At 72.7% G+C, this 23,861-nt stretch carries 24 protein-coding genes and 3 tRNA genes; 10 read left to right on the top strand and 17 right to left on the bottom strand.

Features of this window, described 5'->3' with window-relative positions:
• Positions 1-144: 144 nt before the first annotated feature.
• Positions 145-606: a GNAT family N-acetyltransferase gene (locus HNR22_RS25760; protein ID WP_179782516.1), complete on the bottom strand. Its 462-nt coding sequence runs from the start codon at positions 604-606 to the stop codon at positions 145-147.
• 29 nt (positions 607-635) lie between these two features.
• Positions 636-1,568, bottom strand: coding sequence for a thiamine-phosphate kinase (locus HNR22_RS25755; protein WP_387380973.1), 933 nt, complete (start codon positions 1,566-1,568; stop codon positions 636-638).
• Positions 1,569-1,721: 153 nt separating this feature from the next.
• Here HNR22_RS25755 and HNR22_RS25750 point away from each other — a divergent pair, with 153 nt between their 5' ends.
• A complete protein-coding gene (locus HNR22_RS25750) occupies positions 1,722-1,955 on the top strand; it encodes an Lrp/AsnC ligand binding domain-containing protein (protein WP_030487446.1) in 234 nt (77 codons plus the stop codon).
• Entirely contained in the window at positions 1,956-2,624 is a 669-nt protein-coding gene (locus tag HNR22_RS25745) for a DUF3515 domain-containing protein (protein WP_343059965.1), read from the top strand.
• A 71-nt stretch (positions 2,625-2,695) separates the two neighbouring features.
• On the opposite strand, the gene HNR22_RS25740 is transcribed toward HNR22_RS25745, so the two are convergent.
• Both HNR22_RS25740 and HNR22_RS25735 read right to left on the bottom strand, forming a co-directional pair.
• On the bottom strand, positions 2,696-3,796 hold the full coding sequence (locus tag HNR22_RS25740) for a D-alanine--D-alanine ligase (RefSeq protein WP_179782513.1): 1,101 nt from the start codon (positions 3,794-3,796) through the stop codon (positions 2,696-2,698).
• A gap of 195 nt (positions 3,797-3,991) precedes the next feature.
• Entirely contained in the window at positions 3,992-4,210 is a 219-nt protein-coding gene (locus HNR22_RS25735) for a hypothetical protein (protein ID WP_088946586.1), read from the bottom strand.
• A 278-nt stretch (positions 4,211-4,488) separates the two neighbouring features.
• Between HNR22_RS25735 and HNR22_RS25730 the strand changes: the two genes are divergently transcribed.
• Together HNR22_RS25730 and HNR22_RS25725 are read left to right on the top strand one after the other, a co-directional pair.
• Entirely contained in the window at positions 4,489-5,334 is an 846-nt protein-coding gene (locus HNR22_RS25730; protein ID WP_179782512.1) for a helix-turn-helix domain-containing protein, read from the top strand.
• A 5-nt stretch (positions 5,335-5,339) separates the two neighbouring features.
• Entirely contained in the window at positions 5,340-5,540 is a 201-nt protein-coding gene (locus tag HNR22_RS25725) for a DUF397 domain-containing protein (RefSeq protein WP_179782511.1), read from the top strand.
• A gap of 242 nt (positions 5,541-5,782) precedes the next feature.
• On the opposite strand, the gene HNR22_RS25720 is transcribed toward HNR22_RS25725, so the two are convergent.
• The 5 genes from HNR22_RS25720 to HNR22_RS25700 all read right to left on the bottom strand — a co-directional run bounded on the left by HNR22_RS25720 (position 5,783) and on the right by HNR22_RS25700 (position 10,582).
• A complete protein-coding gene (locus tag HNR22_RS25720) occupies positions 5,783-6,832 on the bottom strand; it encodes an ROK family protein (protein WP_179782510.1) in 1,050 nt (349 codons plus the stop codon).
• 84 nt (positions 6,833-6,916) lie between these two features.
• On the bottom strand, positions 6,917-7,705 hold the full coding sequence (locus HNR22_RS25715; RefSeq protein ID WP_343059964.1) for a putative protein N(5)-glutamine methyltransferase: 789 nt from the start codon (positions 7,703-7,705) through the stop codon (positions 6,917-6,919).
• Positions 7,702-8,832, bottom strand: a complete 1,131-nt coding sequence (locus tag HNR22_RS25710; RefSeq protein WP_179782509.1) for a cystathionine gamma-lyase — start codon at positions 8,830-8,832, stop codon at positions 7,702-7,704. The genes HNR22_RS25715 and HNR22_RS25710 overlap by 4 nt, the downstream gene beginning before the upstream one ends.
• A gap of 8 nt (positions 8,833-8,840) precedes the next feature.
• Entirely contained in the window at positions 8,841-9,848 is a 1,008-nt protein-coding gene (locus HNR22_RS25705; protein ID WP_179782508.1) for an NAD(P)H-dependent glycerol-3-phosphate dehydrogenase, read from the bottom strand.
• On the bottom strand, positions 9,845-10,582 hold the full coding sequence (locus tag HNR22_RS25700; RefSeq protein WP_179782507.1) for a 1-acyl-sn-glycerol-3-phosphate acyltransferase: 738 nt from the start codon (positions 10,580-10,582) through the stop codon (positions 9,845-9,847). Before HNR22_RS25700 ends, HNR22_RS25705 begins: the two co-directional genes overlap by 4 nt.
• Positions 10,583-10,709: 127 nt before the next feature.
• Between HNR22_RS25700 and cofC the strand changes: the two genes are divergently transcribed.
• Genes cofC through HNR22_RS25675 form a run of 5 tightly spaced genes read left to right on the top strand, consistent with a single transcriptional unit; the run spans position 10,710 to position 16,401 of the window.
• Positions 10,710-11,360, top strand: coding sequence for a 2-phospho-L-lactate guanylyltransferase (cofC, locus tag HNR22_RS25695; RefSeq protein ID WP_179782506.1), 651 nt, complete (start codon positions 10,710-10,712; stop codon positions 11,358-11,360).
• A gap of 23 nt (positions 11,361-11,383) precedes the next feature.
• The gene (locus HNR22_RS25690) at positions 11,384-11,581 is read left to right on the top strand and encodes a cold-shock protein (protein ID WP_030335323.1); all 198 of its coding nucleotides are present in this window, start codon (positions 11,384-11,386) and stop codon (positions 11,579-11,581) included.
• A gap of 54 nt (positions 11,582-11,635) precedes the next feature.
• The gene (locus HNR22_RS25685) at positions 11,636-13,990 is read left to right on the top strand and encodes an RNA degradosome polyphosphate kinase (RefSeq protein ID WP_179782505.1); all 2,355 of its coding nucleotides are present in this window, start codon (positions 11,636-11,638) and stop codon (positions 13,988-13,990) included.
• 24 nt (positions 13,991-14,014) lie between these two features.
• On the top strand, positions 14,015-15,535 hold the full coding sequence (locus HNR22_RS25680) for a CYTH and CHAD domain-containing protein (RefSeq protein ID WP_179782504.1): 1,521 nt from the start codon (positions 14,015-14,017) through the stop codon (positions 15,533-15,535).
• Positions 15,523-16,401: an NUDIX hydrolase gene (locus tag HNR22_RS25675; RefSeq protein WP_179782503.1), complete on the top strand. Its 879-nt coding sequence runs from the start codon at positions 15,523-15,525 to the stop codon at positions 16,399-16,401. The genes HNR22_RS25680 and HNR22_RS25675 overlap by 13 nt, the downstream gene beginning before the upstream one ends.
• 25 nt (positions 16,402-16,426) lie before the next feature.
• Here HNR22_RS25675 and HNR22_RS25670 read toward each other — a convergent pair whose 3' ends face one another.
• The 4 genes from HNR22_RS25670 to leuC form a co-directional block, all read right to left on the bottom strand.
• Positions 16,427-18,352, bottom strand: coding sequence for an endonuclease/exonuclease/phosphatase family protein (locus HNR22_RS25670; protein ID WP_179782502.1), 1,926 nt, complete (start codon positions 18,350-18,352; stop codon positions 16,427-16,429).
• A 140-nt stretch (positions 18,353-18,492) separates the two neighbouring features.
• On the bottom strand, positions 18,493-19,182 hold the full coding sequence (locus HNR22_RS25665; RefSeq protein WP_179782501.1) for an HU family DNA-binding protein: 690 nt from the start codon (positions 19,180-19,182) through the stop codon (positions 18,493-18,495).
• Positions 19,183-19,353: 171 nt separating this feature from the next.
• Complete coding sequence (gene leuD, locus HNR22_RS25660) at positions 19,354-19,941, bottom strand: 3-isopropylmalate dehydratase small subunit (RefSeq protein ID WP_179782500.1); 588 nt, start codon at positions 19,939-19,941, stop codon at positions 19,354-19,356.
• A gap of 14 nt (positions 19,942-19,955) precedes the next feature.
• On the bottom strand, positions 19,956-21,401 hold the full coding sequence (gene leuC / locus HNR22_RS25655) for a 3-isopropylmalate dehydratase large subunit (protein ID WP_179782499.1): 1,446 nt from the start codon (positions 21,399-21,401) through the stop codon (positions 19,956-19,958).
• A 49-nt stretch (positions 21,402-21,450) separates the two neighbouring features.
• Between leuC and HNR22_RS25650 the strand changes: the two genes are divergently transcribed.
• Positions 21,451-22,137: an IclR family transcriptional regulator gene (locus HNR22_RS25650; RefSeq protein WP_007456408.1), complete on the top strand. Its 687-nt coding sequence runs from the start codon at positions 21,451-21,453 to the stop codon at positions 22,135-22,137.
• A 177-nt stretch (positions 22,138-22,314) separates the two neighbouring features.
• Here the strand turns inward: HNR22_RS25650 and HNR22_RS25645 are convergent.
• From HNR22_RS25645 to HNR22_RS25630, 4 genes are all read right to left on the bottom strand, one after another.
• Positions 22,315-22,387 (bottom strand) — tRNA-Glu (locus HNR22_RS25645).
• 162 nt (positions 22,388-22,549) lie between these two features.
• Positions 22,550-22,622 (bottom strand) — tRNA-Glu (locus HNR22_RS25640).
• A gap of 135 nt (positions 22,623-22,757) precedes the next feature.
• Positions 22,758-22,829: transfer RNA gene (locus HNR22_RS25635), tRNA-Gln, on the bottom strand.
• A 108-nt stretch (positions 22,830-22,937) separates the two neighbouring features.
• The gene (locus HNR22_RS25630; RefSeq protein WP_179782498.1) at positions 22,938-23,741 is read right to left on the bottom strand and encodes a fumarylacetoacetate hydrolase family protein; all 804 of its coding nucleotides are present in this window, start codon (positions 23,739-23,741) and stop codon (positions 22,938-22,940) included.
• Positions 23,742-23,861 lie beyond the last annotated feature (120 nt).

Raw genomic sequence — 23,861 nt, 5'->3', positions numbered from 1 at the left:
CTCTGTCGCGTCCGGTGCACGCCTGTGGCATGCCGCCTGAGCTGTGGGGTGCCGCCTTGATCGACTCGGTTTCCCGGAAGTCGGGGTGTCCGGCGCTGCGGACAGCCCGAGTCCAAGAAACCCGAGTCGATCACCGCAACGGAGTCACAGGGTTCGGCCGAAGGAGACGCAGCCCTCCGCGTCCTTGTAGAAGCCGAAGTTCGGAATCCGCTCGTAACCGGCGGAGCTGTACATCGCGATCGCCTCGGGCTGCTTGTCCCCGCACTCCAGGACCACCCGCTTGCGGCCCTGCTCCCGGGCCGAGCGCTCGACGGCCGCCAACACCGTGCGGGCCACGCCCCGCCCACGCGCAGCCGGGGCCGTGTACATCCGCTTCAGCTCCGCGGTGTCCGCGCCGTGACTGCGCCAGCCACCGCACCCGACCGGCTCGCCGGCCAGGTAGGCGACCAGGAACGCGCCATCAGGTGGCTCGAACTCGGTCGCGTCCACCGGGGTGTCGTCGCCGGTGCCGCCGTAGCGGGCGCCGAGGTCGGCCAGTGCGGCTTGGATCAACTGCTGTGCCACCGGTGCGTCGAACCGCACCGCCCGGATCTCGATCTCACTCACGGTGTCCAGGGTACGGCGGGCCCCAGGCCTCACCGGAAATGGTCCCAGCCGGCCGGGCCGTCGTGGGGCGCGCCGTCGACCGTCACCCCGGCACCCTCCGTGACCAGGCCCACCGGCCGCCAGTCGGGCGGCAGCACGACCGCCGGGGGGAAGGTCGCGGCCAGCGCGTGGTCGTCGCCACCCGCCAGGATCCAGGTGTACGGGTCGACGCCGAGTGCCTGCGCCGCGTCGGCCATCTGCCGGGGCACCTCGAACGCGTCCCGCCGCACGTCGATCGCCACCCCGCTGGCCGCCGACACGTGCCCGAGGTCGGCGAGCAGCCCGTCCGACACGTCGATCATCGAGGTGGCGCCGAGCCGGGCGGCCTGCGGGCCGGCCTGGTAGGGCACCTGCGGCCGCCGGTACGCCTCGACCAGCAGCCGGGGGGTGCGGAAGCCGCGGGTGAGCACGGTCAGCCCGGCAGCCGCGTACCCGCTGCGCCCGGCCAGGGCGAGCACGTCACCGGGACGGGCGCCGGAGCGCAGCACGGGTGGGCGGCCCTCCAGGTCGCCCAGCGCGGTGACCGCCACGGTCAGGGTGGGGCTGGCCGACATGTCCCCGCCGACGACGCTGGCGCCGACCGTCGCCGCCTCGGCGGCCAGCCCGTCGGCCAGCTCCTCCGCCCAGCCGGTCTCCAGGTCCGCCGGCATGCAGAGCGCGACCAGCAGGGCGGTCGGCGTGGCGCCCATCGCCGCGATATCGGCCAGGTTGGCCGCCGCCGCCCGGTGCCCGACGTCGCGCGCCGAGGACCAGTCCCGCCGGAAGTGCCGACCGTCGACGAGCACGTCGGTGGAGGCCGCCACCCGGCCGTCCGGGGCGGCCACCACCGCCGCGTCGTCGCCGGGGCCGAGCAGGGTCGTGGGCCCGAACGAGAGTCGGGCAGTTATCTTCCCGATCAGCCCGAACTCCCCGATCCCGGACACCCGGGCGCCACTGCCGGCGTTCCGCCCGTGCTGCCCGGCTCCGCCGTGCTCGCTCACCGCTGCTCCTTGACGACCGATAGGGATCAGACCTGGTCCGTAGGGTAGTTTCACCCTTCGGGCCGCTCCCGGGCGGCGACGGACGGAGGTCGAGTCGTGGTACAGGCGTACATCCTCATCCAGACCGAGGTCGGCCGCGCACGTGACGTGGCGGGTCTCATCGCGGACATCCCCGGCGTGGTGCGCGTCGACGCCGTCACCGGGCCGTACGACGTGGTCGTCCTCACCGAGGCGAACACCGTCGACGAGCTCGGCAAGCTCATCGTCAGCAAGGTGCAGATGGTGCCTGGCATCACTCGCACCCTCACGTGTTCGGTGGTGCGGCTGTAAGTGGACGAGATGACGGCCTCCTCTGCACGTGACGACGACCGGACGCGTGAGCCGGCTGACGGTAACCGCGACCCGGCCGACCCCGCCGCCGCCGCGCCGGCCGGCCGGGACCGGACCATTCGCGGCGCCGCGCTGCTGGCCACGGTGATCGCGCTGCCGATCACGCTGCTGGTGGCCGTGCTGGCCTTCAACAAGCTCAGCCCGGGCACACCCGCGGCCGCGCCGACCCCGTCCGCGACGACTCCCCGGGTGCAGTCCACCGCCCCGGTGGAGATGGCCGCCCCGGCGCTGGCCGCCCGCCCGGCCACTGTCTGCCGGGCCCTGCTCTCCCAACTGCCGGCGAACATCCGCGACCTGACCCAGCGGCCGGTCACCGCCGGCCCGGAGCAGAACGCGGCGTACGGGGACCCCGCGCTCACCGTGGCCTGTGGCGGCACCGAGCCGGAGTTCCCCAGCACCGACGAGGTCTGGACGGTGAACCGGGTCTGCTGGCACCTGGCCGAGCAGTCCGACGCGGCGGTGCTCAGCACTGTCGACCGGGAGACGCTGATCACGGTGCGTGTGCCGCGCTCCTACGAGCAGCCGTTGCAGTGGCTGACGACCATCTCCAGCACGATCGTGGCGACCGTGCCCTCCGGCGGCGCCATCCCGTCCGGCTGCCAGCGCTGACCCGATCCCGCGCCGCCTGACCTACGTCGGGCGGGACCGGGCAGCTCAGCTGCCTGACGCTCCCGGGTGGCTCAGTGCAGGCCGACGCCGCGCCGCTGGGCGGTGCGAATCAGGCGGTTGACCAGCTTCGGATACTCCAGGCCGGAGGCCGCCCACATCCGGGGGAACATCGACGTCGGGGTGAACCCGGGCATCGTGTTGATCTCGTTGAGGTAGACGTCCAGCTCGGGGGTGACGAAGAAGTCGGCCCGGGCCAGGCCCGCGCAGTCCAGCGCGGTGAACGCGCGGACGGCGTACTCCTGCACCTGGCGGGTCACCTTCTCGGGCAGGCCGGCCGGGATGTCGTACTCGCAGGAGTCGTCGAGGTACTTCGCCTCGAAGTCGTAGAAGTCGTGGTCGGCGACGACCCGCACCTCGGCCAGCACGGACGCCTCGGGCGCGCCGCCGGCCTCGCCCTCCAGCACACCGCACTCGACCTCGCGGCCGATGATCGCGGCCTCGATGATGACCTTCGGGTCGAACTGCCGGGCGGTGGCGACCGCGTCGTCGAGCTGCGCCCAGTCGGTGACCCGGGTGATGCCGAACGACGACCCGGCCCGAGACGGCTTGACGAAGACCGGCAGACCGAGCCGCTCCTTGTCCGGCTCGCTGAGCGTCATGCCGTTGCGCAGCACGGCGTACGAGCCGACCGGAATGCCCTCGACGGCACAGAGCTTCTTGGTGAACTCCTTGTCCATCGCCGCTGCGGACGCGAACACGTTCGCCCCGACGTAGGGGATGCCGGCCATCTCCAGCATGCCCTGGATGGTGCCGTCCTCGCCGTACGTGCCGTGCAGCACCGGGAAGACCACGTCGACGTCGGCCAGCACCCGGGGACCCTCGGTCGGGTCGAGCACCATCAGCCCGTTGCCGGTGGGGTCGGCGCGCAGCACGATGTCGTCGCCGGAGTCGGCGGTGATCTCCGGCAGCTGACGGGCGTTGATCGCGAGCTGGGCGGGATCTCCGCTGGTCAGGACCCACTGGCCGGCCCGGGTGATGCCGACGGGCACCACCTCGAACTCGTCGGGGTCGAGCGCGCCGAACACGCTGCCGGCGCTGACGCAGGAGATGCCGTGCTCCGGGCTGCGGCCGCCGAACACGATCGCCACGCGGGTCTTGCCTGGGGTGGTCACTCCGGTCACCTCTTCGTACGCGACTGCGGCTGGTCGTGCTCGCCGGTGGCGCTCACCCGGTTGACCTTACTGTGCGTGGCGATAGGGCGAGGCGATACCCGGCGAGCCACAGCACGACACGGCAATCGGTCAACAGAGGATGTACGGTGCGTGACGGGACAGTCGCGGTGTCGCAGGCCGGTGACCTGGGCCTGCTCAGTCCCGGGAGTGCCGGCGACCGACCGCGATCACCTTGACCCGTTGCCGGCCGGCCCGCACCATGCCCAGCGCCATGAACGCTCCGGCGATCCGATCGGCGGCCTCCCGACTGCTGGCGCCGACCACCTGTCGGCGCCGCTCGGGCGCGACCCGCTCGTTGCGGTCGATGCCCTCGACGGGGCGCACGTCGGTGAGCACCACGAGGAAGCGGGTCATCGACAGCCGCCCGGGTGCACGGCGGAGGGCTCCGGACAGGTTCGCACGTCGTCTCCTTCCGGCGGGACGGGATGGCGGGGCGGCACGCGACGATCGGGCACGGGGGAGAAACCCGATCGCCGCGCGCCCCATCCCCTCCGGTCGCTCACCACCACCGTCGCCACGACAACCGGCGGTGAGGACGCGATAACAGATTGACACGTGGACAGCCGTGAATGCAACTCTCATCGACGTTCTCTCATGCAGACGTTCCCGCAAATGTGTGCGACCATCGATGCATGGCCCCCAAGACCGCCCGCGCCCGCCGGCTCGGTATCGCCCTGCGCCATCACCGGGAAGCCGCCGGCCTGACGCTGGAAACCGCGGCGGATGAGATCAACAGCACCCGCAGCACCCTCTCCCGGTACGAGAACGCGCAGACCCTGATCAGCCCGGCCACCGTGCGCGCCCTGCTCACGTCGTACGGGGTGGGTGCCGAGGACGTGGCTGCGGCGGTGCAGCTCGCGAAGGACGCCCGCAAGCCGGGCTGGTGGGTGTCGTACTCGTACCTGCTGGATCCGCGCACCATCGACTTCATCGCGCTGGAGGCCGAGGCGACGGCCATCGCCAACTTCGAGCCCTCGGTGGTGCCCGGCCTGCTGCAGACCCCGGACTACGTCCGTGGCGTGATGCGCGGCGGGCCGCACACCCTCGGCGACGACCTGGTGGAGCAACGGGTCAAGATCCGGCTGGACCGTCAACAACGGCTCACCGGCGACAACCCGCCCATCTTCGACGCGATCATCGACGAGGGCGCGCTGCTGCGTCCGGTCGGCGAGAAGTCGGCGATGGACGGGCAACTGCGTCACCTGGTCAAGATGGCCGAGCTGCCCAACATCAGCGTCCAGGTGATCCCGCTCTCCGCCGGCTACCACCGGGGCACGCGGGGTTCGCTGCACATCCTGGAGTTCGCCGACCCGGAAGACCCGATCATCGCCTCGGTGGAGACCGTGGCAGGTCAGATGATCCTCGACCGGGCTGGCGAGACGCGTACCTGCACCAAGATCATGGAGCATCTCCGAAGCGTGGCGCTCAGCCCGGCGGACAGCCGCGAGATGCTCCTGTCAGTCCTGAAGGGACGGTAGGACCGATGACACCGACAATCACAGCGGCCTTGGCCGCGGCGGCGTGGCGCAAGAGCAGCCGCAGCGGCGACGAGGGTGCCTGCGTCGAGGTTGCCGCGCTGCCACGGCTGGTGGCCGTCCGCGATTCCAAGGACCCGGCCGGCCCGGCCCTGCTGTTCGCAACGGACGCCTGGGCCGCCTTCGCTCAGGCGCCACCGCGCCGCTGACCAGGCCGTCGCACCGCTGACCCGACCTCCGGCCACCGCAGCCCGGGACCGGGCACTGCCCTGCTGACCGCCCGCCGCGCCGCCGATCAGGGCGCGGCGGGCCAGGCCTGAGAGTTGGCAGGCCGGGCGCGGTAGGCCCGGGCGTAGCAGGCCCAGACGTGGCAGGCCCGGGCGGGGCAGGCCCGGGCGGGGCAGGCCCGGGCGGGGCAGGCCCAGGCGCGGCAGGGTCGGGTGCTGCGGGTTCAGGCGACCAGCGGGCGGGGCTCCGGGACGGCGCGCAGGGCCTCCAGCGCGGCGATCGCCACGCCACGAGCACCGGCCATGTCCCGGTCCGGCACCAGCGCGAAGGTGGCCACCGCGGCCTGCTCCTCGCGGAGCACCGTGTGCTCGCGGACCGCCGCCAGGAACCAGTCGCGGAACTCCGGTGCCGCCTCGACCACCCCGCCACCGACGAAGTACGCGTGCGGGTCGGTGAAGTTCGCCGCAACGGTGAACAGCCGACCCAGCGCCATCGCCTGCTGGGTGAAGAGGTCCCGTGCGAGGGCGTCTCCCCGTTCGCCGTACCCGCGAACCAGCTTGGCCGCCCGGGCCAGCGGCTCGGCGGCGAGCGGATGGTCGGGGTACCGGGTCAGCCAGTACGGCAGCAGGTTGCGCTCGATGCCGGTCAGCGAGGCCACGCTCTCGACGTCACCGGTGAAGCCGCAGGCACAGGTGGGTTCCTGCTGCCCCGGGCTGAGCAGCCCGTTCAGCGGGATGTGCACGTGACCAAGCTCCCCGGCCATTCCGGCCGCACCGGCGATCACCCGACCGCTCTCGACCACACCGCCGCCGAGGCCGGTGCCGACGATCGCGGAGACCGACGAGCGGCTCATCGCGTCGGCGCCGAAGTAGACGTGGTGGGCGTAGAGCGCCGCCGCGTTGCCGTCGTTGTGATAGACGACCGGCAGGCCGAGCCGTCGTTCCAGCGCGCCCCGCACGTCGAAGCCCCGCCAGGCCGGCTGGGAGAAGTTGGTGGAGCCCCGCGACGAGATGACGCCGTCGGCGCTGGCGGGGCCGGGAGTGTCCAGCCCGACCGCCTGGACCAGGTCGCGCGGCACCCCGGTCTGCGCCAGGGCGCCGTCCAGGGCCTGGGCGAGCGCCTCGATCGCCGCCTCCGGCCCGGCCCGCACCTCGCTGGGAATCTCCAACAGCCCGTCCACCAGGAAGCGGCCATCCACCGTCAGCACGGTGGCGTTGTTGCTGGTGCCGCCGTTGTCCAACCCGACGACCACCGGCACCCCTGCGCTGCCCACCGATACCGCCTCCCGCCGTCATGAGTGTGAGCCGAGGCTAGTGCCAACCCTCCTCCCCCGCTACGCCCGGCCACCCCAGCGGGCTCAGCCGGGGCGGCGGGCCGTTACTGCTGTGGCGTCCAGGTTCTCGTCGTGTCGCACGCTCGGCACCAGCCCGGCGGCGTCGAGCGCCGCGCAGAGCACGTCCGCCTGGGCGTCGCTGGCCTCGACCACCAGGTGTCCGCCGGGGGCCAGCCAGGAGGCGGCACCGACGCCCACCCGGCGCAGCACGGTGAGCCCGTCCGGCCCGCCGTCGAGCGCCACCGGGGCCTCGTGCAGCCGCGCCTCGGCCGGCATCAGCGCCACCGCGTCGGTCGGCACGTACGGGGCGTTGGCGACCACCAGGTCCAGCCGACCCCGCCACTGCCGGGGCAGCGGTGTGAAGAGGTCACCCTCGTACACCTCGGCGTCCAGCCCGGCGAGGTTGCGGCGTGCGCACGCCACGGCCGCCGGGTCGATGTCGGCACCGGCCAACCAGCGCGGGGCGAGCCGGTGCGCCAGCGCGACAGTGGTGGCCCCGGAGCCGCAGCAGAGGTCCGCCACGGCCGGGGACGGGCCGGTCAGTTCGGCGGCCACCTCGACCAGCAGCGCGGTCCGCCCACGCGGCACGAAGACGCCCGCGTCGACGGCGATCCGCAGCCCGCAGAACTCGGCCCAGCCGAGCAGGTACTCCAGCGGTTCACCAGCCACCCGCCGGTCGGTCAGCTCAGCCAACGCCGCCGGGGTGTCCGCGGCGGCCAGCAGCAGGTCGGCCTCGTCCTCGGCGTAGACGCAACCGGCGGCACGCAGCCGGCCCACGAGCGCGGACCGGTCGGCCAGGGGCGCTGACGTCACGAGCCTCCTCGGACCGGCCCGGCCGCGTCCAGGGCGGCGGCGATGTCGGCCACCAGGTCGGCCGTGTCCTCCGCACCGCAGGAGAGCCGGACGAAGCCGGGTGCGGTGTCGTCGCCCCACTGCTCCCGCCGGTCCGCCGTGGTGTGCAGGCCACCGAAGGAGGTCGCCGCCGCCACCAGCCGGGCGGCCTCGATGAACCGGCCCACCCGGTCGGCGCTACCCAGATCGAACGAGAGCACCCCCGGCATCCGACGCATCTGGGCCGAGGCCACCGCGTACGCGGGATCGCCCGGCCGCCCCGGCCAGCGCAGGCCCGTCACGTCCGGCCGGCTGGCCAGCAGGTCGGCGACCGCGGCGGCGTTCGCGCTCTGCCGGGCCAGCCGCAGATCGAGGGTGGCCAGCGACCGGTGTGCCAGCCAGGCGTCGAACGCTCCCGGCACCGCCCCGGTGGTCGTACGCCAGGTCGTCACCGCCCCGATCAGCTCGGTGGACCGGCTGGCCAGGTAACCCAGCAGCAGGTCGGAGTGGCCGGTGAGCGCCTTGGTGCCCGAGGCGACCACCAGGTCCGCGCCGAGGTCCAGCGGGCGCTGACCGAGCGGGGTGGCGGTGGTGTTGTCCACCGCGAGCAGCGCGCCCGCGGCGTGCGCCTTCTCCGCCAGGGCCGCCACGTCGACCACGTCCAGGCCCGGGTTGGCCGGCGTCTCCACCAGCACCAGCCGGACGCCCTCGAACGACGGGTACGGCCCGGCGGTCGGCGCGAACAGCACCCGGACGCCGATGCCCTCCAGCACGTCGGTGGCGAACGCCCGGACCGGGAAGTATCCGTCCGACGGCAGCACCACCGTGTCCCCGGGACGCAGCAGGGTGAGCAGCAGGCCGGTGATGGCCGCCTGACCGGTGGCGAAGACGCGGCAGTCGCCGCCTTCCAACTCGCCCACGGCCGCCTCCAGGAGCCGCCGGGTCGGGTTGTCGGGGCGACCGTAGCCGTTCGGCGACGTGCCCTGGCCCTGGAACGGGTCGAGGTGGTACGGCGCGGCGAAGACCGGCCCGGGCAGGAACGGGTCCCCTGGTGCCGGCTCCGGCAGGCCGGCGCGTACGCAGCGGGTGCCGTCTCCCAACTCGCTCATCGGTTTCCTCACTCGTACGACTCGGGTTTGGCGGTGCGGCTCATCAGGGCTTCCACGGCGAGGCGTGGGTCCATCCCCTCGTGGCAGATCCGCTCGACGTGCTCGGTGATGGGCATCTCCACACCGTGCGCGCGGGCCAGGTCGCGAATCGCCAGGCAGCTCTTCACACCCTCGGCGGTCTGCCGGGTGGCCGTCTGGGCCTGCTCCAGCGTCTCGCCCCGGCCCAGGTGCTCGCCGAAGGTGCGGTTACGGGCCAGCGGGGACGAGCAGGAGGCGACCAGGTCGCCCATTCCCGCGAGGCCGGCGAAGGTGATCGGGTCCGCGCCGAGCGCCACGCCCAGCCGGGCCGTCTCGGCCAGCCCCCGGGTCATCAGCATGGCCCGGGTGTTGTCGCCGAAACCCATCGCGGTGGCGATGCCGTACGACAGGGCGATCACATTCTTGACCGCCCCGCCCAGCTCACAGCCGATCACGTCGTCGTTGGTGTAGGGGCGCAGGTAGGGCGTCCGGATCGACGCCTGCACGAGCGCGGTGCGGTGGCTGTTCGTCCCGGCGACGACGGTCGCGGCGGGCTGCTCGGCGGCGATCTCCGGGGCCAGGTTCGGGCCGGACACGACGACCACCCGGTCCGCGGCGACCCCGGCGGTCTCCACGATGACCTCGCTCATCCGCTTGGTGGTGCCGAGCTCGATGCCCTTCATCAGCGACACCAGGGTGGAGTCGGGGTGCAGGTGTCCGACCCACTCGGCGAGGTTGCCGCGCAGGGTCTGCGACGGCACCGCCAGCACCACCACCTCCGCGCCGGTGATCGCCTCGGTCGCGTCGGCGGTGGCGGTGACCCGGGCCGGCAACAGCAGGTCGGGCAGGTACTCCGGGTTGCGGCGCTCGATCCGGATGCTTTCGGCGACCGGCGCACGGCGGGCCCACACGGTCACGTCACGCCCCGCGTCGGCCAGGATCTTGGCGAACGCGGTGCCCCAGGAACCGGCGCCGAGCACCGCGACGTGGCCGGTCATGCCAGGTCGCCCTGCTGCTCGTGCCGGACGGAGGACCGGGCCGGTCGCTCCCACAGCGGCGGCGGGGTGCCGCCACGGATCTCGGCGAGCATGTCCCGCAGCCGCAACATGATGGTGTCCGTCATCTCCTCGAGGGTGGCCCGGGTCGGCGGGGCGTCCGCCCACCGGCCCAGGTCGATCGGCTCCCCGGCGACGACGGTCACCGGGATCCGGGGGCGCAGGTTGACGCGACTGGTCCGTGGGTCGAAGATCCGCTCCGGCCCCCACATCACCAGCGGTACCACGGGGGCGCCGGTGGCCAGGGCCAGCCGGGCGGCACCGGTCTTGGCCTTCATCGGCCACAGCTCCGGCTGCCGGGTGGTGGTGCCCTCCGGGTAGATCACCACGGCACCGCCCTCGTCGAGCGCGGCGACCAGCGCGTCCAGCGAGCGGACCGCGTCGACGCTGCCCCGCTCGACTGGGATCTGTCGGCACCGGCGCACGATCCACCCGACCACCGGCACCCGGAACACGCTGGCCTTGCCCAGGAACTGCGGCCAGCGCCCAGAGTCGTAGATGAAGTGCGCGGAGACCAGCGGGTCGGCGTGCGAGATGTGGTTCGCCACGATGATCACGCCACCGTCGCCGCCGAGGTGTTCCTGGCCCCGCCAGGTGCGCCGGGTCCACACGGTCATCACCGGCTTGACCAGCCACACGGCGAACCGTTGCCAGAACCCCAGCCTCCGCCGTGCCACTGTGCCTCCTCGTCGCGCCCCAACCCCGCCGCGAACCCCGCCCGCGACACCCGCAGCGGAAATCATGCCTGCTCGCCCCCGGTACGGCCAGCGAGGGTCCCGCAGTGCGGCTGGCAGGATTGCGGGCGTGAGTCAGCCGAGGTGGGCCGTGGTGGTGCCGGTGAAGCATCTGGCCGCCGCCAAGAGCCGGCTGCGGGGCGCGCTGTCCGGCGTACCGCACGAGGAGTTGGCTCTGGCCCTGGCGGCCGACACCCTCCGCGCGGTGCTGGCCTGCCCGGCGGTCGCCGAGGTCCTTATGGTCACCGACGATGCCCGGATCGCGGCGGCGGCGCTGGGCGCCGGAGCGCGGGTGCTGCCCGACGGGCCGGACGCCGGCCTGAACGCTGCGTTCCGGCACGGCGCCGCCGGGACCACCGCCGGCTGGGTGGCCGGGCTCACCGCGGACCTGCCGGCGCTGCGCCCGGCCGAGCTGGCCGGCGCGCTGCTCGCGGCGCAGAACGGCCCGGAAGGGGTACGCCGGTTCGTGCCGGACGCGCCCGGCAGCGGCACGGTGCTGCTCGCCGCCCCGCCGGGTGTGCCGCTGGATCCTCGCTTCGGGGTGGGCTCGGCGGTCGCGCACGCGGCGAGCGGGGCGCTGCCCCTGACCGGCGACTGGCCCAGCCTGCGCCGGGACGTGGACACCGCCGCGGACCTGGCCGCTGCCGCCCGGCTCGGACTGGGCCCGCGCACCGCCGCACTCGTCGCCGCCGCCAGCCGTCCGGCCCGCTCCGCGGGGTGACCCCCCGGGTGTACGGTGCCAGCATGCAGGGCACGGTGGCCAGCTATGACGCGGCAACACGCAGCGGTGTGCTGCTGCTCGATGACGGCACCGAGATGCGCTTCCCCGCGCGGGCCTTCGATGCCTCGGGGCTGCGGCTGCTCCGGCTGGGCCAGCGGGTCCGCATCGACACGGATCCCGACGGAGAGGTCGTCCGGGTGACATTGCCGACGATGATCTGAGCCGGCGAGCCCAAGTTCATTTTGCGTTTACCGTAATCGGGTGATTATGAGCGGGTGAGCACCCCTCGCGAGCAACCGGCCCACCCGCCCACCACCGACCTCCGCAACGGCTCCCGCGCGCGCGGCACCGACGGCCGCTTCCGCCCGTCCCGCGCGGAGAGGGCCAGCGCGGCCCGCGCCGACACCCTCGCCGACGACCCGGCTGCCGCCTCCTCCGGGCTGGACGAGGTCCTCGACCCCGCGCCGAGGGTCGAGACGGCCGGCCCGACGGCGGGTGGCGTCCACCAGGTCCTGCCCGGCGACCTACCGACCGGCGCCGATGACGAGGACGACGAGCCGCCGGCGCCGCTGCCGGAGGACCGGTTCCTCAACCGGGAGCTCTCCTGGCTCGACTTCAACGCCCGCGTGCTCACCCTGGCCGAGGACCAGCGCACCCCACTGCTGGAACGGGCCAAGTTCCTGGCGATCTTCGCCAGCAACCTGGACGAGTTCTACATGGTGCGGATCGCCGGGCTGAAGCGGCGACTCTCCGCCGGCCTGCCGGTGCGCGGCGGGGACCGGCTGCCCCTGCGCACCCAGTTGGAGCTGATCGCGGAAAAGACGGCCACGCTGGTCGCCCGCCACGCCGCCTGCTTCGTCGACGACGTGCTGCCCAAGCTGGCCGACGAGGGCATCCGCATCCTGCGCTGGGGTGAGCTGGGCGACCCGGAGCGGGAACGCCTGCGCACCTACTTCCGGGAGCACATCTTCCCGGTGCTGACCCCGCTCGCGGTCGACCCGGCGCACCCGTTCCCGTACATCTCGGGGCGCTCGCTGAACCTGGCGGTGGCGGTCCGCGACCCGAACGGCGGTTCCGAGCTGTTCGCGCGGGTGAAGGTGCCCAACAACGTGCCCCGCTTCGTCCGGGTCGACCGGGGCCAGCCGGGCGTACGGATGCTGCCCCTGGAAGACCTGATCTCGGTGCACCTGGGGCAGTTGTTCAGCGGCATGCAGGTGGTCGAGTGCCACCTGTTCCGGGTCACCCGCAACGCCGAGGTGGAGGTCGACGAGGACCGCGACGAGGACCTGCTGCAGGCCCTGGAACGGGAGCTGGCCCGGCGGCGCTTCGGTCCGCCGGTCCGCTTGGAGGTGGCCGCGTCCATCTCCGACCACGTGCTGGAGCTGCTGGTCCGCGAGTTGGACATGGACGACCAGGACGTGCTGCGGGTGCCCGGACTGCTGGACCTGTCGGCGCTGTGGCAGGTCTACGGCGAGGCCGACCGGCCGGACCTCAAGGACCCGCCGTTCGTGCCCGCCACCCACCCCCGGCTCGCCGAGGGTGAGGTGCCGCGCAGCGTCTTCTCCACCCTGCGTGACGGGGACATCCTGGTGCACCATCCGTACCACTCGTTCGCGACCAGCGTGCAGCGCTTCATCGAGCAGGCCGCCGCCGACCCGAACGTGCTGGCCATCAAGCAGACCCTCTACCGCACCAGCGGCGACTCCCCGATCGTCGACGCGTTGGTCGATGCGGCCGCCGCCGGCAAGCAGGTGGTGGTGCTGGTGGAGGTGAAGGCCCGCTTCGACGAGGTGGCCAACATCGGCTGGGCCCGCACGCTGGAACGCGCCGGCTGCCACGTGGTGTACGGCCTTGTGGGCCTGAAGACGCACTGCAAGACCGCGCTGGTGGTCCGCCAGGAGGGCAACCAGATCCGCCGTTACTGCCACATCGGCACCGGCAACTACCACCCGAAGACCGCCCGTCTCTACGAGGACTTCGGGATGCTCACCGCCGACCCGGAGATCGGCGCCGACCTCACCGACCTGTTCAACGTCCTCACCGGCTACAGCCGGCAGACCGCCTACCGGCGGTTGCTGGTCGCCCCGCAGGGCATCCGCACCGGCCTCATCGAGCGGATCGAGCGGGAGATCTCGCACGTCCGACTGGGCATGCCCGGCCTGGTCCAGTTCAAGGTCAACTCCCTGGTCGACGAGGGGGTGACCGACGCGCTGTACCGGGCCTCCCAGGCCGGCGTCCACGTCGATCTGCTCATCCGGGGCATGTGCACGCTGCGTCCCGGGGTGCCCGGGCTGTCGGAGAACATCCGCGTCCGCTCGATCCTCGGCCGTTTCCTGGAGCACTCGCGGGTCTTCCGCTTCGGCAACAACGGCGAAGCGGAGTTCTGGATGGGCTCGGCCGACCTGATGCACCGCAACCTGGACCGTCGGGTGGAGGCGCTGGTGCAGGTGACCGACCCGATCGCCCGTGCCGAGCTGGACCACGTGCTGGCGGCCGCGATGAGCCCGGACGTGGACGCTTTCGAGCTGGCCGGCGACGGCAGCTGGACCCGGCGGACCAGCGCCGACGACAACGCCCGGACGCATCTGCAGGAACTGTTGTTGCGCCGCGTCGGTGGCACGGCCGGCTGAACGATCAGCGCATAGGCTGAGCTGATGGTCGAGGAGGAGCAGAAGTACGAGGTGGACGACGCCTACGTGCTGCCGGACCTGGCCGCCACGGCCCCGGCCGGGGGTCGGGTCCGGGCGCTGCCACCGGTGACGCTGGTCGCCCGCTATCTCGACACCGTCGACCTGCGGCTGGCCCGCGCCGGTGCCTCACTGCGCCACCGCAAGGGCGACGAGCTGCCCTGGACGGTGAAACTGCCGACCGGGACGCCGGGTGTCCGGCATGAGATCTCCCGTCCAGGGCCGAAGGGGCAGCCACCACCGGAGCTGGTGGAGCTGGTCACCGTCCTGCACCGGGGGGCTCCGCTGGCCCCGGTGACTGTGGTGCGGACGGTCCGGCACGCGTACGAGGTGTGTGACGAGGCGGGCGCGGTGCTCGCCGAGGTGGTGGACGACCGGGTGACCGTGCTGGACGACTCCGGCGCCACCACCGGCACCTTCCGCGAGGTGGAGGCGGAGCGCAAGGCCGGCGACCGGGAACTGCTCGACCGGATCGGCGCGGTGCTGCGCGAGGCTGGCGCCCGGGGCGGGTCGTTCACCCCGAAGCACGTACGGGCGCTGGGCGAGACGGCGCAGGCCGATCCGGACCTGGTCGCGCCGGCCGGGCTGACCGCCGAGGCGAGCGCCGGCGACGTGGTGACCGAAGCGGTCCGCAAGGAGATTCGCCGGCTGCTGGCGCACGACCCACTGGTCCGGCTGCGGGCTCCGGCCGCCAGTGGCGACACCGCCGTGCACCAGATGCGGGTCGCCTGTCGACGCCTGCGCAGTGACCTGCGCACCTTCAGGCCCCTGCTCCGCAAGACCTGGTCCCGTCCGCTGCGTGACGAGCTGCGCTGGCTGGCGGGTGTCCTCGGCGCGGCCCGCGACGCCGAGGTGCTGCGCGCACGGCTGCGCCGCACCGCCGACGCCGACCCGCTCAGCCCGCTCGACCAGGGGGCGGTGGACCGGCTGGACGAGGTGCTCACCCAACGACAGCGGACGGCGCACGCCGCCATCGACGAGGCGCTTCGCTCCGCGCGTTACCTGGCCCTGGTGGATTCCCTGGTGCTGGCCGCCCGCGCGCCCCGGCTCACCCGCAGGGCGGCCGCGCCCGCGGGTGAGGCGCTGCCCGCGCTGGTGGCCCGGCCGTGGACGCGGCTGACCGGGCCGGACGGGGTCGGCGGGCTCGACGCTCAGTCGCCGGACGACAGCTGGCACGCCGTTCGCAAGGAGGCGAAGCAGGCCCGCTACGCGGTCAACGCGGTGGCACCGACGGTCGGCAAGGGTGCGCGTCGACTGTCCCGCGCCCTGGCCGGGGTGCAGGACGTGCTCGGCGAGCACCAGGATGCGGCAGTCGCGGCGGAGACCTGGCTGGAGATCGCCGCCGAGCGGCCGGACGACCACGAGCTGGCGGTCACCGCAGGGCGGCTCGCTGAGCGGGAACGCGGGTCCGTGCGCCGGACGCGCGGCCTCCTCCCGGCCGCCTGGCATCGGGCGACCCGGCGACGGCGGACCAGTTGGCTGCCGTGATCGGCATCCGGGCGGCGGGCGGGGTGGCCTGGCGGCCGACCCCCGACGGCGTACGCGTCTGTGTGGTGCACCGCCCCCGATACGGCGACTGGACGTTGCCGAAGGGCAAGCTGGAGCCGGGTGAGCACGCGCTGGCGGCGGCGGTCCGTGAGGTGGCCGAGGAGTCCGACGTGCGGGGCGTGCCGCAGGTCCGGCTGCCGTCGGTGCGGTACCGCAGCGAGGGGCAGGCCAAGCTGGTCGACTACTGGTCGATGCTCGCGGTGGCCAGCGGCGGTTTCCAACCGGACACCGAGGTGGACGACATGCGCTGGCTCGCGGTGGACGACGCGATCCGGTTGGTCAGCTATCCGCACGACGCCGAGGTCCTGGCGGCGTTCGCCGCGCTGCCGCCGGTGACCGCGACGGTCGCGCTGGTCCGGCACGCGCACGCCGGCAAGCGGGCCACCTGGTCCGGCCCGGACGTCGGACGCCCCCTGGACGCCGAGGGACGGGCCCAGGCGAGCGCGCTGGCCGACCTGGTCGCCCTGATCCGGCCGTCCCGGCTGGTGTCGGCGTCACCGCGACGGTGCGTGCAGACACTGGATCCGGCGGCGGCGCGGCTCGACCTGCCCATCGAGATCTGCGGCGACCTGGACGAACCCCAGCCCGGCCAGCAGAGCGACGAGCAGATCCTGGCCACCGCCGCCCGTCTGCTGGAGTTGGCCAACGCCGGTGGGCAGGTGGCGGTGTGCAGCCAGGGCAAGGTGCTGCCGGGCGCCCTGGAGCAGCTCACCGGCCGCACCGACGAGGACTTCACCACGCCCAAGGGCGGCGGTTGGCTGCTTGCCTTCACCGCCGACCGCCTGTTGGCCGTCGACCGCCTGTAGGGCCGTCAAACACGCCCTGGGCGTGTCAGCGGGGCGGGAGGGTCACTGTCACCGCGACCGGCAGGTGGTCGCTGGCCGTGCTGCGGGGCGCCACCGGGTCGCCGGGAGTCAGGCCGGGCGAGACGAAGATGTGGTCGATCTGTTCGCGCGGGTCGTCCGCCGGGCTGGTCGCCAGCGGTCGGGCGGCCGCCAACGCGTCGGCCAGGCCCGCGTTGGTGAACTCGGCGTACGCCTCGTCGCCGGGCTCGGTGTTCAGGTCGCCCGCGACAACCAGGGGTCGGCCGGCCGCGTACCGGGTGGCGAAGTCCGCGACCGCGCGGGCCTGCACCACCGGGCCCCGCCCGGGTGGCGGTTGCAGGTGGGTGCTCACCACGGCGGTACGGACACCGTCACCCAGGTCCAGCGTGACGGCGAGGGCCTGCGCACCGGTGGGCGCCCCGACTGCCGGCAGCGGGAGGCTACGCGGGTCGCGCATCGGCCAACGGCTGAGCACCGCGTCCCCCCAGACCGGGTCGGCGGCCGGCCCGAAGACGTACGGCATGCCGAGCCGGCCTGCCAGCAGGTCCAGGGTGTCGTGCCCACCGTTGAGCAGCCAGGCGCGGTCCACCTCGCTGAGCAGCACCACGTCGGGTCGTTGCCGGTTGACGACCTCGGTGAGCCCGGGCAGGTCGAACCGACCGTCCAGCCCGAAACCCATCCGGATGTTGTACGCCACCACGGTCAGCCGCTCCGGCGGGCCGTCCCGGTTGCTGGCCACCGGGATGTCGTCGGCGAGCACCGGCGCCAGCAGGGCCAGCGCGGTGACCGCGGCGGTGGCCCGTAGCGGCGGAAACGGCCCCGGGAGCCGGTGCATGACGGGACGGGCGGCGAACGCCACGACGGCGACGAGCCCGGCGACCACCACGGGCACCGCCGCGTTGGGGTAACCGAGGTCGTAGGCGGAGTAGTACCCGACCGCCCCCAGCGCGAAGACGAGCATGCCGGTGGCCACCGCGTACCCCCGGCGGGCCGCTCTGTCGCTGGCGCTGCTGGTGTCGCTGGCGCTGCTGGTGTCGCTGTCCGGGCCGCTGGCGTCGTCGGTCAGCGCGAGGCAGGCACCGAGACCGACTGCCGCGAGCAGGATGGCCGGGAGGAGCAGGTCACCCCGGTCGAGGGCGAACAGCACCGCTCCGGCCAGCAGCGCCACCGGCCCGTACGCACGGCTCCACCCCCGAGGCGGTCGGGTCGACGCGGCACACAGGAACCCGGCGACCGCCACCGGCACCGGCGCCAGGCCGAACAGCGGCGAACGAGCCACTCCGTCCGCGGCCACCAGGTACGACATCCCGGTCCGGGCCAGCGCCGGGGAGAGCGCCACCATTCCGGCCAGCAGCAGCGCCGGCCCGGCCAGCAGCCAGGCCCGCACCCCACCGGTACCGATACCGGTTACGCCATCGGCACGGGCGCCGGGCTGCGCCGTCCCGAGCACGAACAGCACCACCGCGACGGAGCTGAGCAGCCAGGCCAACCAGTCGCCCCGCCACACCAGGTCGACGGTGTCCAACACCGCGTGCAGGGCCGCGTTGACCGCGAAACCCAGCGCCAGCCCCGGAACCGGTCGGTCGGTGTCGGCGGCGACGCCGACCAGCCAGACCAACCCGGCGAGCAGCCCGGCGGTGGCCAACCAGAGCTGCGTACGCCCGCCGGGTGTTGCGGTGAGCGCGAGCCGGGCGACGGCCAGCAGAACGGCGGCGACGACCGTGACCGGGCGGGCGCCGACCCTGCGGACCACGGCGGGTGCGCCCAGCGCGAGCACGAACCAGCCGAGGGCGAACGCGCCCATCAGCTCGGCCGGCGTGGACGCCGCCTGGCCGAAGATGGTGATGATGCCGGGCAGCCAGACCCGCAGCACGTCGATGAGCAGGATGACGCCCAGCGCGAGCGTCCCGGTGGTGAGCTGGCGGTAGCGCACCGGCGCCCCATTTCGCGTCGACGGGCCGGCGGAGGGGGACCGGCACGGCGATTCTGCGCGAGCGAGGCGAGCGGGTCAACGGTCCCCGTACGCCGAAAGGGCGCCCACCCACGGGTGGACGCCCTTTCGGAACAGGTCGGTCAGCGCTTGCTGGCCGCCTTCTTGGCCGGAGCCTTCTTCGCCGGCGCCTTCTTGGCCGCCGCGCTCTTGCTCGCCGCCGTGGCGGTCTTCTTCGCCGCGGTCGACTTGGTCACCGCGGTGGTCTTCTTCGCCGCCGCGGTGGTCTTCTTGCTGGCGGCCGTCTTGGTCGCCGTGGTGCTCTTGCTCGCCTTGGCCGGGGCGGTCTTCTTGCTGGCGGCCGTCTTGGCCGTCGTGGTGCTCTTGCTCGCCTTGGCCGGGGCGGTCTTCTTGCTGGCGGCCGTCTTGGCCGCAGTCGCCTTGGTGCCAGCCGCCTTCGTGCCGGCTGCCTTGGTGCCGGCTGCCTTGGTGCCGGCCGCCTTGGCCGTGGCGGTGCTGGTGGTGGCCTTCTTCGTCGCCACCGTGGCCTTCGGCACCTTGCCGCTGGCCACCATCTCCTTGAACCCGGCGCCAGGGCGGAAGGTCGGGACTGACGTCTTCTTGACCTTCACCGCCTCACCGGTACGAGGGTTGCGCGCTGTTCGCGCGCCACGCACACGCTTTTCGAATGCTCCGAATCCGGTGATCGCCACCTTCTCGCCCTTGGTGACTGCCGCCTGGACCTCGGTGAGGACCGCGTCGAGCGCGGCCGTCGCCATCTTCCGGTCCCCCAGGCGAACAGCGAGCGCCTCGATGAGCTCGGCCTTGTTCACGACTTCCTCCCGATTGTGCAACTGACTCGACGCGAGCCATTCTGCGCGCACGTTATGCCCTGTGCTGCCGAGACACAAACATTCGGTAGAAAAAAGCCCTTGTGTCGTAACGGATTCACCCCCACCGGTTGGACCGATGGGGGTGGAAATGCTGTGTGAGCGGGCGTACGGCTATGCCACGGAGGGCAGGAACGGCAGTCGGCGCGCCTCGTAGGAGTCGATGTCGGCGGCGTGCCGAAGGGTGAGTCCAATGTCGTCCAGGCCTTCCAGCAGCCGCCAACGGCTGAAGTCGTCCAGCGGGAACGACCAGCTGGCGTCCCCCGCCCGGAGCTGGCGGGCGGTCAGGTCGACGGTCACCGGGGTGGTCGGATCCGACTCGACCAGATCCCACAACTCTTCGACGGCTTTCAATTCCAACTCGACCGGCAACAGACCTTCCTTGAGGGCGTTGCCACGGAAGATGTCGCCGAAGCGCGGGGCCACCACCGCACGGAAGCCCCAGTCCCGCAGAGCCCACACGGCGTGCTCCCGGGAGGAGCCGGTGCCGAACTCCGGGCCGGCGATGAGGATCGACGCCCCGGAATAGCTCTCATCGTTGAGCACGAATTCCGGATCTTCCCGCCACGCGCTGAACAGCCCGTCGGCGAAACCCGTCCGGGTCACCCGCTTGAGGTACACGGCGGGGATGATCTGATCGGTGTCCACGTTGGACCGACGCAGCGGCACGGCGGTGCCGGTGTGGGTGGTGAACTTGTCCATCTCCTCGGTCCCTTCTACAGGTCGGCGGGGGCGGCCAGCCGGCCGACCACGGCGGTGGCGGCGGCGACCGGCGGGGAGACCAGGTGGGTACGCCCACCCCGGCCCTGACGGCCCTCGAAGTTGCGGTTCGAGGTGGAGGCGGAGCGCTCGCCCGGCTTCAGCGTGTCGGGGTTCATCCCCAGACACATGGAGCAGCCGGCGAACCGCCACTCGGCCCCGGCGTCGGCGAAGACCTTGTCCAGCCCCTCGGCCTCGGCGGCCTCCCGCACGGCGGCGGAACCGGGCACCACGAGCATCCGGACGCCGTCGGCGACCCGGTGCCCCCGCAGCACGTCGGCGGCGGCCCGCAGATCCTCCAGACGACCGTTGGTGCAGGAGCCCACGAAGACCACGTCGATGGGCAGCTCCCGCAGGGGGGTGCCGGGGCGCAGGTCCATGTATTCCAGGGCGCGGCGCGCGGCGGCGCGCTCCGAGTCGGTGGTGAACTCCTCCGGGTCCGGCACCGGCGCGCTCAGCGGCGCCCCCTGCCCGGGGTTGGTGCCCCAGGTGACGAACGGGGTGACCCGGCTGGCGTCCAGGGTCACCTCGGCGTCGAAGCGCGCGCCCTCGTCGGTGGGCAGCGTCCGCCACCACGCCAGCGCCGCGTCCCAGTCCGCGCCCTGTGGCGCGTTCGGCCGACCCTTGAGGTACGCGAAGGTGGTCTCGTCCGGCGCGATCATGCCGGCCTTGGCGCCCCACTCGATGGACATGTTGGCGATGGTCATCCGCCCCTCCATGGAGAGGGCCTGGATCGCCTCGCCGCGGTACTCGACGATGTGCCCGCGCCCACCGCCGGTGCCGACCTGGGTGATCAGCGCCAGCACCAGGTCCTTGGCGGTGACGCCGGGGGCGAGGCGGCCGGTGACGTTCACAGCCATCGTCTTCGGCCGGCTCTGCGGGAGCGTCTGGGTGGCCAGCACGTGCTCCACCTCGCTGGTGCCGATGCCGAATGCGAGCGCGCCGAACGCGCCGTGGGTGGCGGTGTGCGAGTCGCCGCAGACGATCGTCATGCCCGGCTGGGTGACACCGAGCTGCGGGCCGATGACGTGCACGATGCCCTGGTTGTCGTCACCGAGCGGGTGCAGCCGCACCCCGAACTCGGCGCAGTTGCGGCGCAACGTCTCGATCTGCGTACGCGACGTGGGGTCCTCGATGGTGAGCAGGTCACCACGGCGGAGGCGGAACGCCGGGTCGGCGTACCCGGTCGGGGTGTTGTGGTCCTCGGTCGCGAGGGTCAGGTCGGTACGACGCACCCGGCGCCCGGCGAGCCGCAGCCCGTCGAACGCCTGCGGGCTGGTCACCTCGTGCAGGAGGTGCAGGTCGATGAAGAGCAGGTCCGGCTCACCAGCGGCGGACCGTACGACGTGCGTGTCCCAGACCTTCTCGGCCAGGGTCCTCGGCTCAGGAGTGACTCCCACCATCTGGACATCCTAAATTCTGGGAGGTAAGTTTCGGCTTGTGGGACACAGTATGAGCGGTGTCGGCGTTCTCGACAAGGCGGTGGTCATCCTGGCCGCCTGCGTCGACGGCGCCAGCCTGGCCGAACTCGTTGAACGCACCAAGCTGCCCCGAGCCACCGCGCATCGGCTGGCACAGGCCCTGGAGATTCACCGGATGCTGGTGCGCGACACCCAGGGCAGGTGGCGACCGGGCCCCCGGCTGGGTGAGCTGGCCAACGCCGCACCGGACGTTCTGCTCACCGCCGCCGAGCCACTGCTGGCCGCCCTGCGCGACGCCACCGGGGAGAGCGCACAGCTCTACCTGCGCCGCGCCGACGAGCGGATCTGCGTGGCGGCGGCGGAGCGCGCCAGCGGGCTGCGGGACACCGTTCCGGTCGGCTCTGTGCTGCCGATGACGGCCGGCTCCGCGGCCCAGATCCTGCTCGCCTGGGAGCCGCCGGAGGCGGTGATGCCGTTGCTGCCGCGCAGCAAGTTCACCGGCCGGACCCTTGCCGAGGTCCGCCGCCGCGGCTGGGCGCAGAGCGTCGCCGAGCGGGAGGCCGGTGTGGCGAGCGTCTCCGCCCCGATCCGCGACCGCACCGGCCGCGTGATCGCCTCGGTGAGCATCTCCGGCCCGATAGAGCGCCTGGGCCGCCGCCCCGGCGAACGCCACGCCATGGCAGTGGTGAGAGCCGGCCAACGCCTCTCCGGCCTCTAACCCCACCCCTGCCCCCTGCCCACCCCCTGCCCCACCCAGCCCGGGTGATCAAGAGGTTCGCGTCACGACACGCCGGAAGCGGTGACGCAAAGCTCTTGATCACCGGCGGCAGGGGTGCGCGCGGGGCGCGGGGAATGGAAAAGGCTCGCCTCGCGAAGCGAGACGAGCCTTTGGTTGTAGCCCCGACCGGATTCGAACCGGCGCTACCGCCTTGAGAGGGCGGCGTCCTGGGCCACTAGACGACGGGGCCAGAACTTTTCCGTTCACCGCCCTCGCGGGCGGTACGGCTGTAGTCTAGCGGCACCGTCGCGCCGGCATGATCGCGGGGTGCGGGCGCACGGCGGGCGCGCAGCGGGCCGGCGCGGACAACAAAACAGCCCGCCTCACTAGGTGAGACGGGCTGTGCACAATGTAGCCCCGACCGGATTCGAACCGGCGCTACCGCCTTGAGAGGGCGGCGTCCTGGGCCACTAGACGACGGGGCCAGAATTAGCTTTTGCTCCCCCACCCGTGCGGGCGGAGGAGCTGCACTCTACCAGAGACCACTCTCCGCCCCCGAAGGGGCGGAGTCGAACTCCGTCAGAATCCAGCGTCTGGAACTCTCGCGAATTCCAGCAGCGCTGGGGTACCAGGACTCGAACCTAGACTAACTGAACCAGAATCAGTCGGGCTGCCAATTACCCCATACCCCATTGGCACCTTGCGGCGCCGGGAGTGAACTTTACCCTCCCGGTGCCGACTGGCCAAATCCGATCCCCCCGAACCGCCCGTGAGCTGCGAAAACAGGGGCATCGGACGGATCAGGCGACGGGAACCACCGGGTTGGTGAGCTCGCCGATGCCCTCGATCCGCACGGTGACCGTATCCCCCTCGACAAGCGGGCTAACCCCGGCCGGAGTGCCGGTGAGAACGACGTCTCCGGGCAGCAGAGTCATCACGTGCGAGATGTACGACACCAGGCCCGCCACGTCGAAGACCATGTCCTTGGTCCGGCCGAGCTGGCGTACCTCCATCTCCTCCGGGTTGCGACCCACCTCACAGCGAATCTCCACGTCGGAGACGTCCAGACCGGTGGTGATCCACGGACCGATCGGGCAGAACGAGTCGAAGCCCTTGGCCCGGGTCCACTGCCCGTCCGAGCGCTGGAGGTCCCGCGCGGTGACGTCGTTGGCGCAGGTGTAGCCGAAGATGGCGCGTTCGGCGGCGGCCCGGTCGGCGCGGCGCGCCCCCGGCGCCCCGATCACGACCGCGAGTTCCGCCTCGTGCTCGACCTGCTTGGAGAAGATCGGCAGTCGGATGGCGTCGCGGGGGCCGATCACCGAGGTGGACGGCTTGAGGAAGAGCAACGGCTCCTTGGGCACGTCGTTGCCGAGTTCGGCGGCGTGGTCGGCGTAGTTGCGGCCGACACAGACAACCTTGCTGGGCAGGATCGGCGAGAGCAGCCGAACGTCGGAAAGGGCCCAACGGGCCCCACTGAAGGAGAGTTTGCCGAACGGGTGGCCCTCGATCTCGGCGATGGTCAGGCCCTCCGGCCCGGCCCCCGCTTCGCCTTCGACGGCACCGAACGACATTCCCTTGGCATGGGCGAAACGAGCGATACGCACCCGGCCAATCTAGCCCCGCCGACACCTCCACCGGCCAGGACCGGCCGTGCGGTGTGCGCAACACGTCAGCGCGGCACCCTATCGGAGCAGGAGGTGACCGGGGTGGTCTTCCCGACTTCG

It is taken from the genome of Micromonospora jinlongensis (assembly GCF_013410645.1).
Lineage (GTDB): Bacteria > Actinomycetota > Actinomycetes > Mycobacteriales > Micromonosporaceae > Micromonospora > Micromonospora zamorensis.
The sequence above is the reverse complement of the archived record's forward strand: the minus strand, read 5'-3'. Positions and strand labels throughout refer to the sequence as shown.

Coding starts and splice junctions, on each gene's coding strand:
- HNR22_RS25735 (WP_088946586.1), bottom strand. CDS start 4,210: ATGACCCGCTTCCTCGTGGTGCTCACCGACGTGCGCCCCGTCGAGGGC.
- HNR22_RS25730 (WP_179782512.1), top strand. CDS start 4,489: ATGGCCCCCAAGACCGCCCGCGCCCGCCGGCTCGGTATCGCCCTGCGC.
- HNR22_RS25725 (WP_179782511.1), top strand. CDS start 5,340: ATGACACCGACAATCACAGCGGCCTTGGCCGCGGCGGCGTGGCGCAAG.
- HNR22_RS25710 (WP_179782509.1), bottom strand. CDS start 8,832: ATGAGCGAGTTGGGAGACGGCACCCGCTGCGTACGCGCCGGCCTGCCG.
- HNR22_RS25705 (WP_179782508.1), bottom strand. CDS start 9,848: ATGACCGGCCACGTCGCGGTGCTCGGCGCCGGTTCCTGGGGCACCGCG.
- HNR22_RS25690 (WP_030335323.1), top strand. CDS start 11,384: ATGCAGGGCACGGTGGCCAGCTATGACGCGGCAACACGCAGCGGTGTG.
- HNR22_RS25680 (WP_179782504.1), top strand. CDS start 14,015: ATGGTCGAGGAGGAGCAGAAGTACGAGGTGGACGACGCCTACGTGCTG.
- leuD (WP_179782500.1), bottom strand. CDS start 19,941: ATGGACAAGTTCACCACCCACACCGGCACCGCCGTGCCGCTGCGTCGG.
- leuC (WP_179782499.1), bottom strand. CDS start 21,401: ATGGTGGGAGTCACTCCTGAGCCGAGGACCCTGGCCGAGAAGGTCTGG.
- HNR22_RS25650 (WP_007456408.1), top strand. CDS start 21,451: ATGAGCGGTGTCGGCGTTCTCGACAAGGCGGTGGTCATCCTGGCCGCC.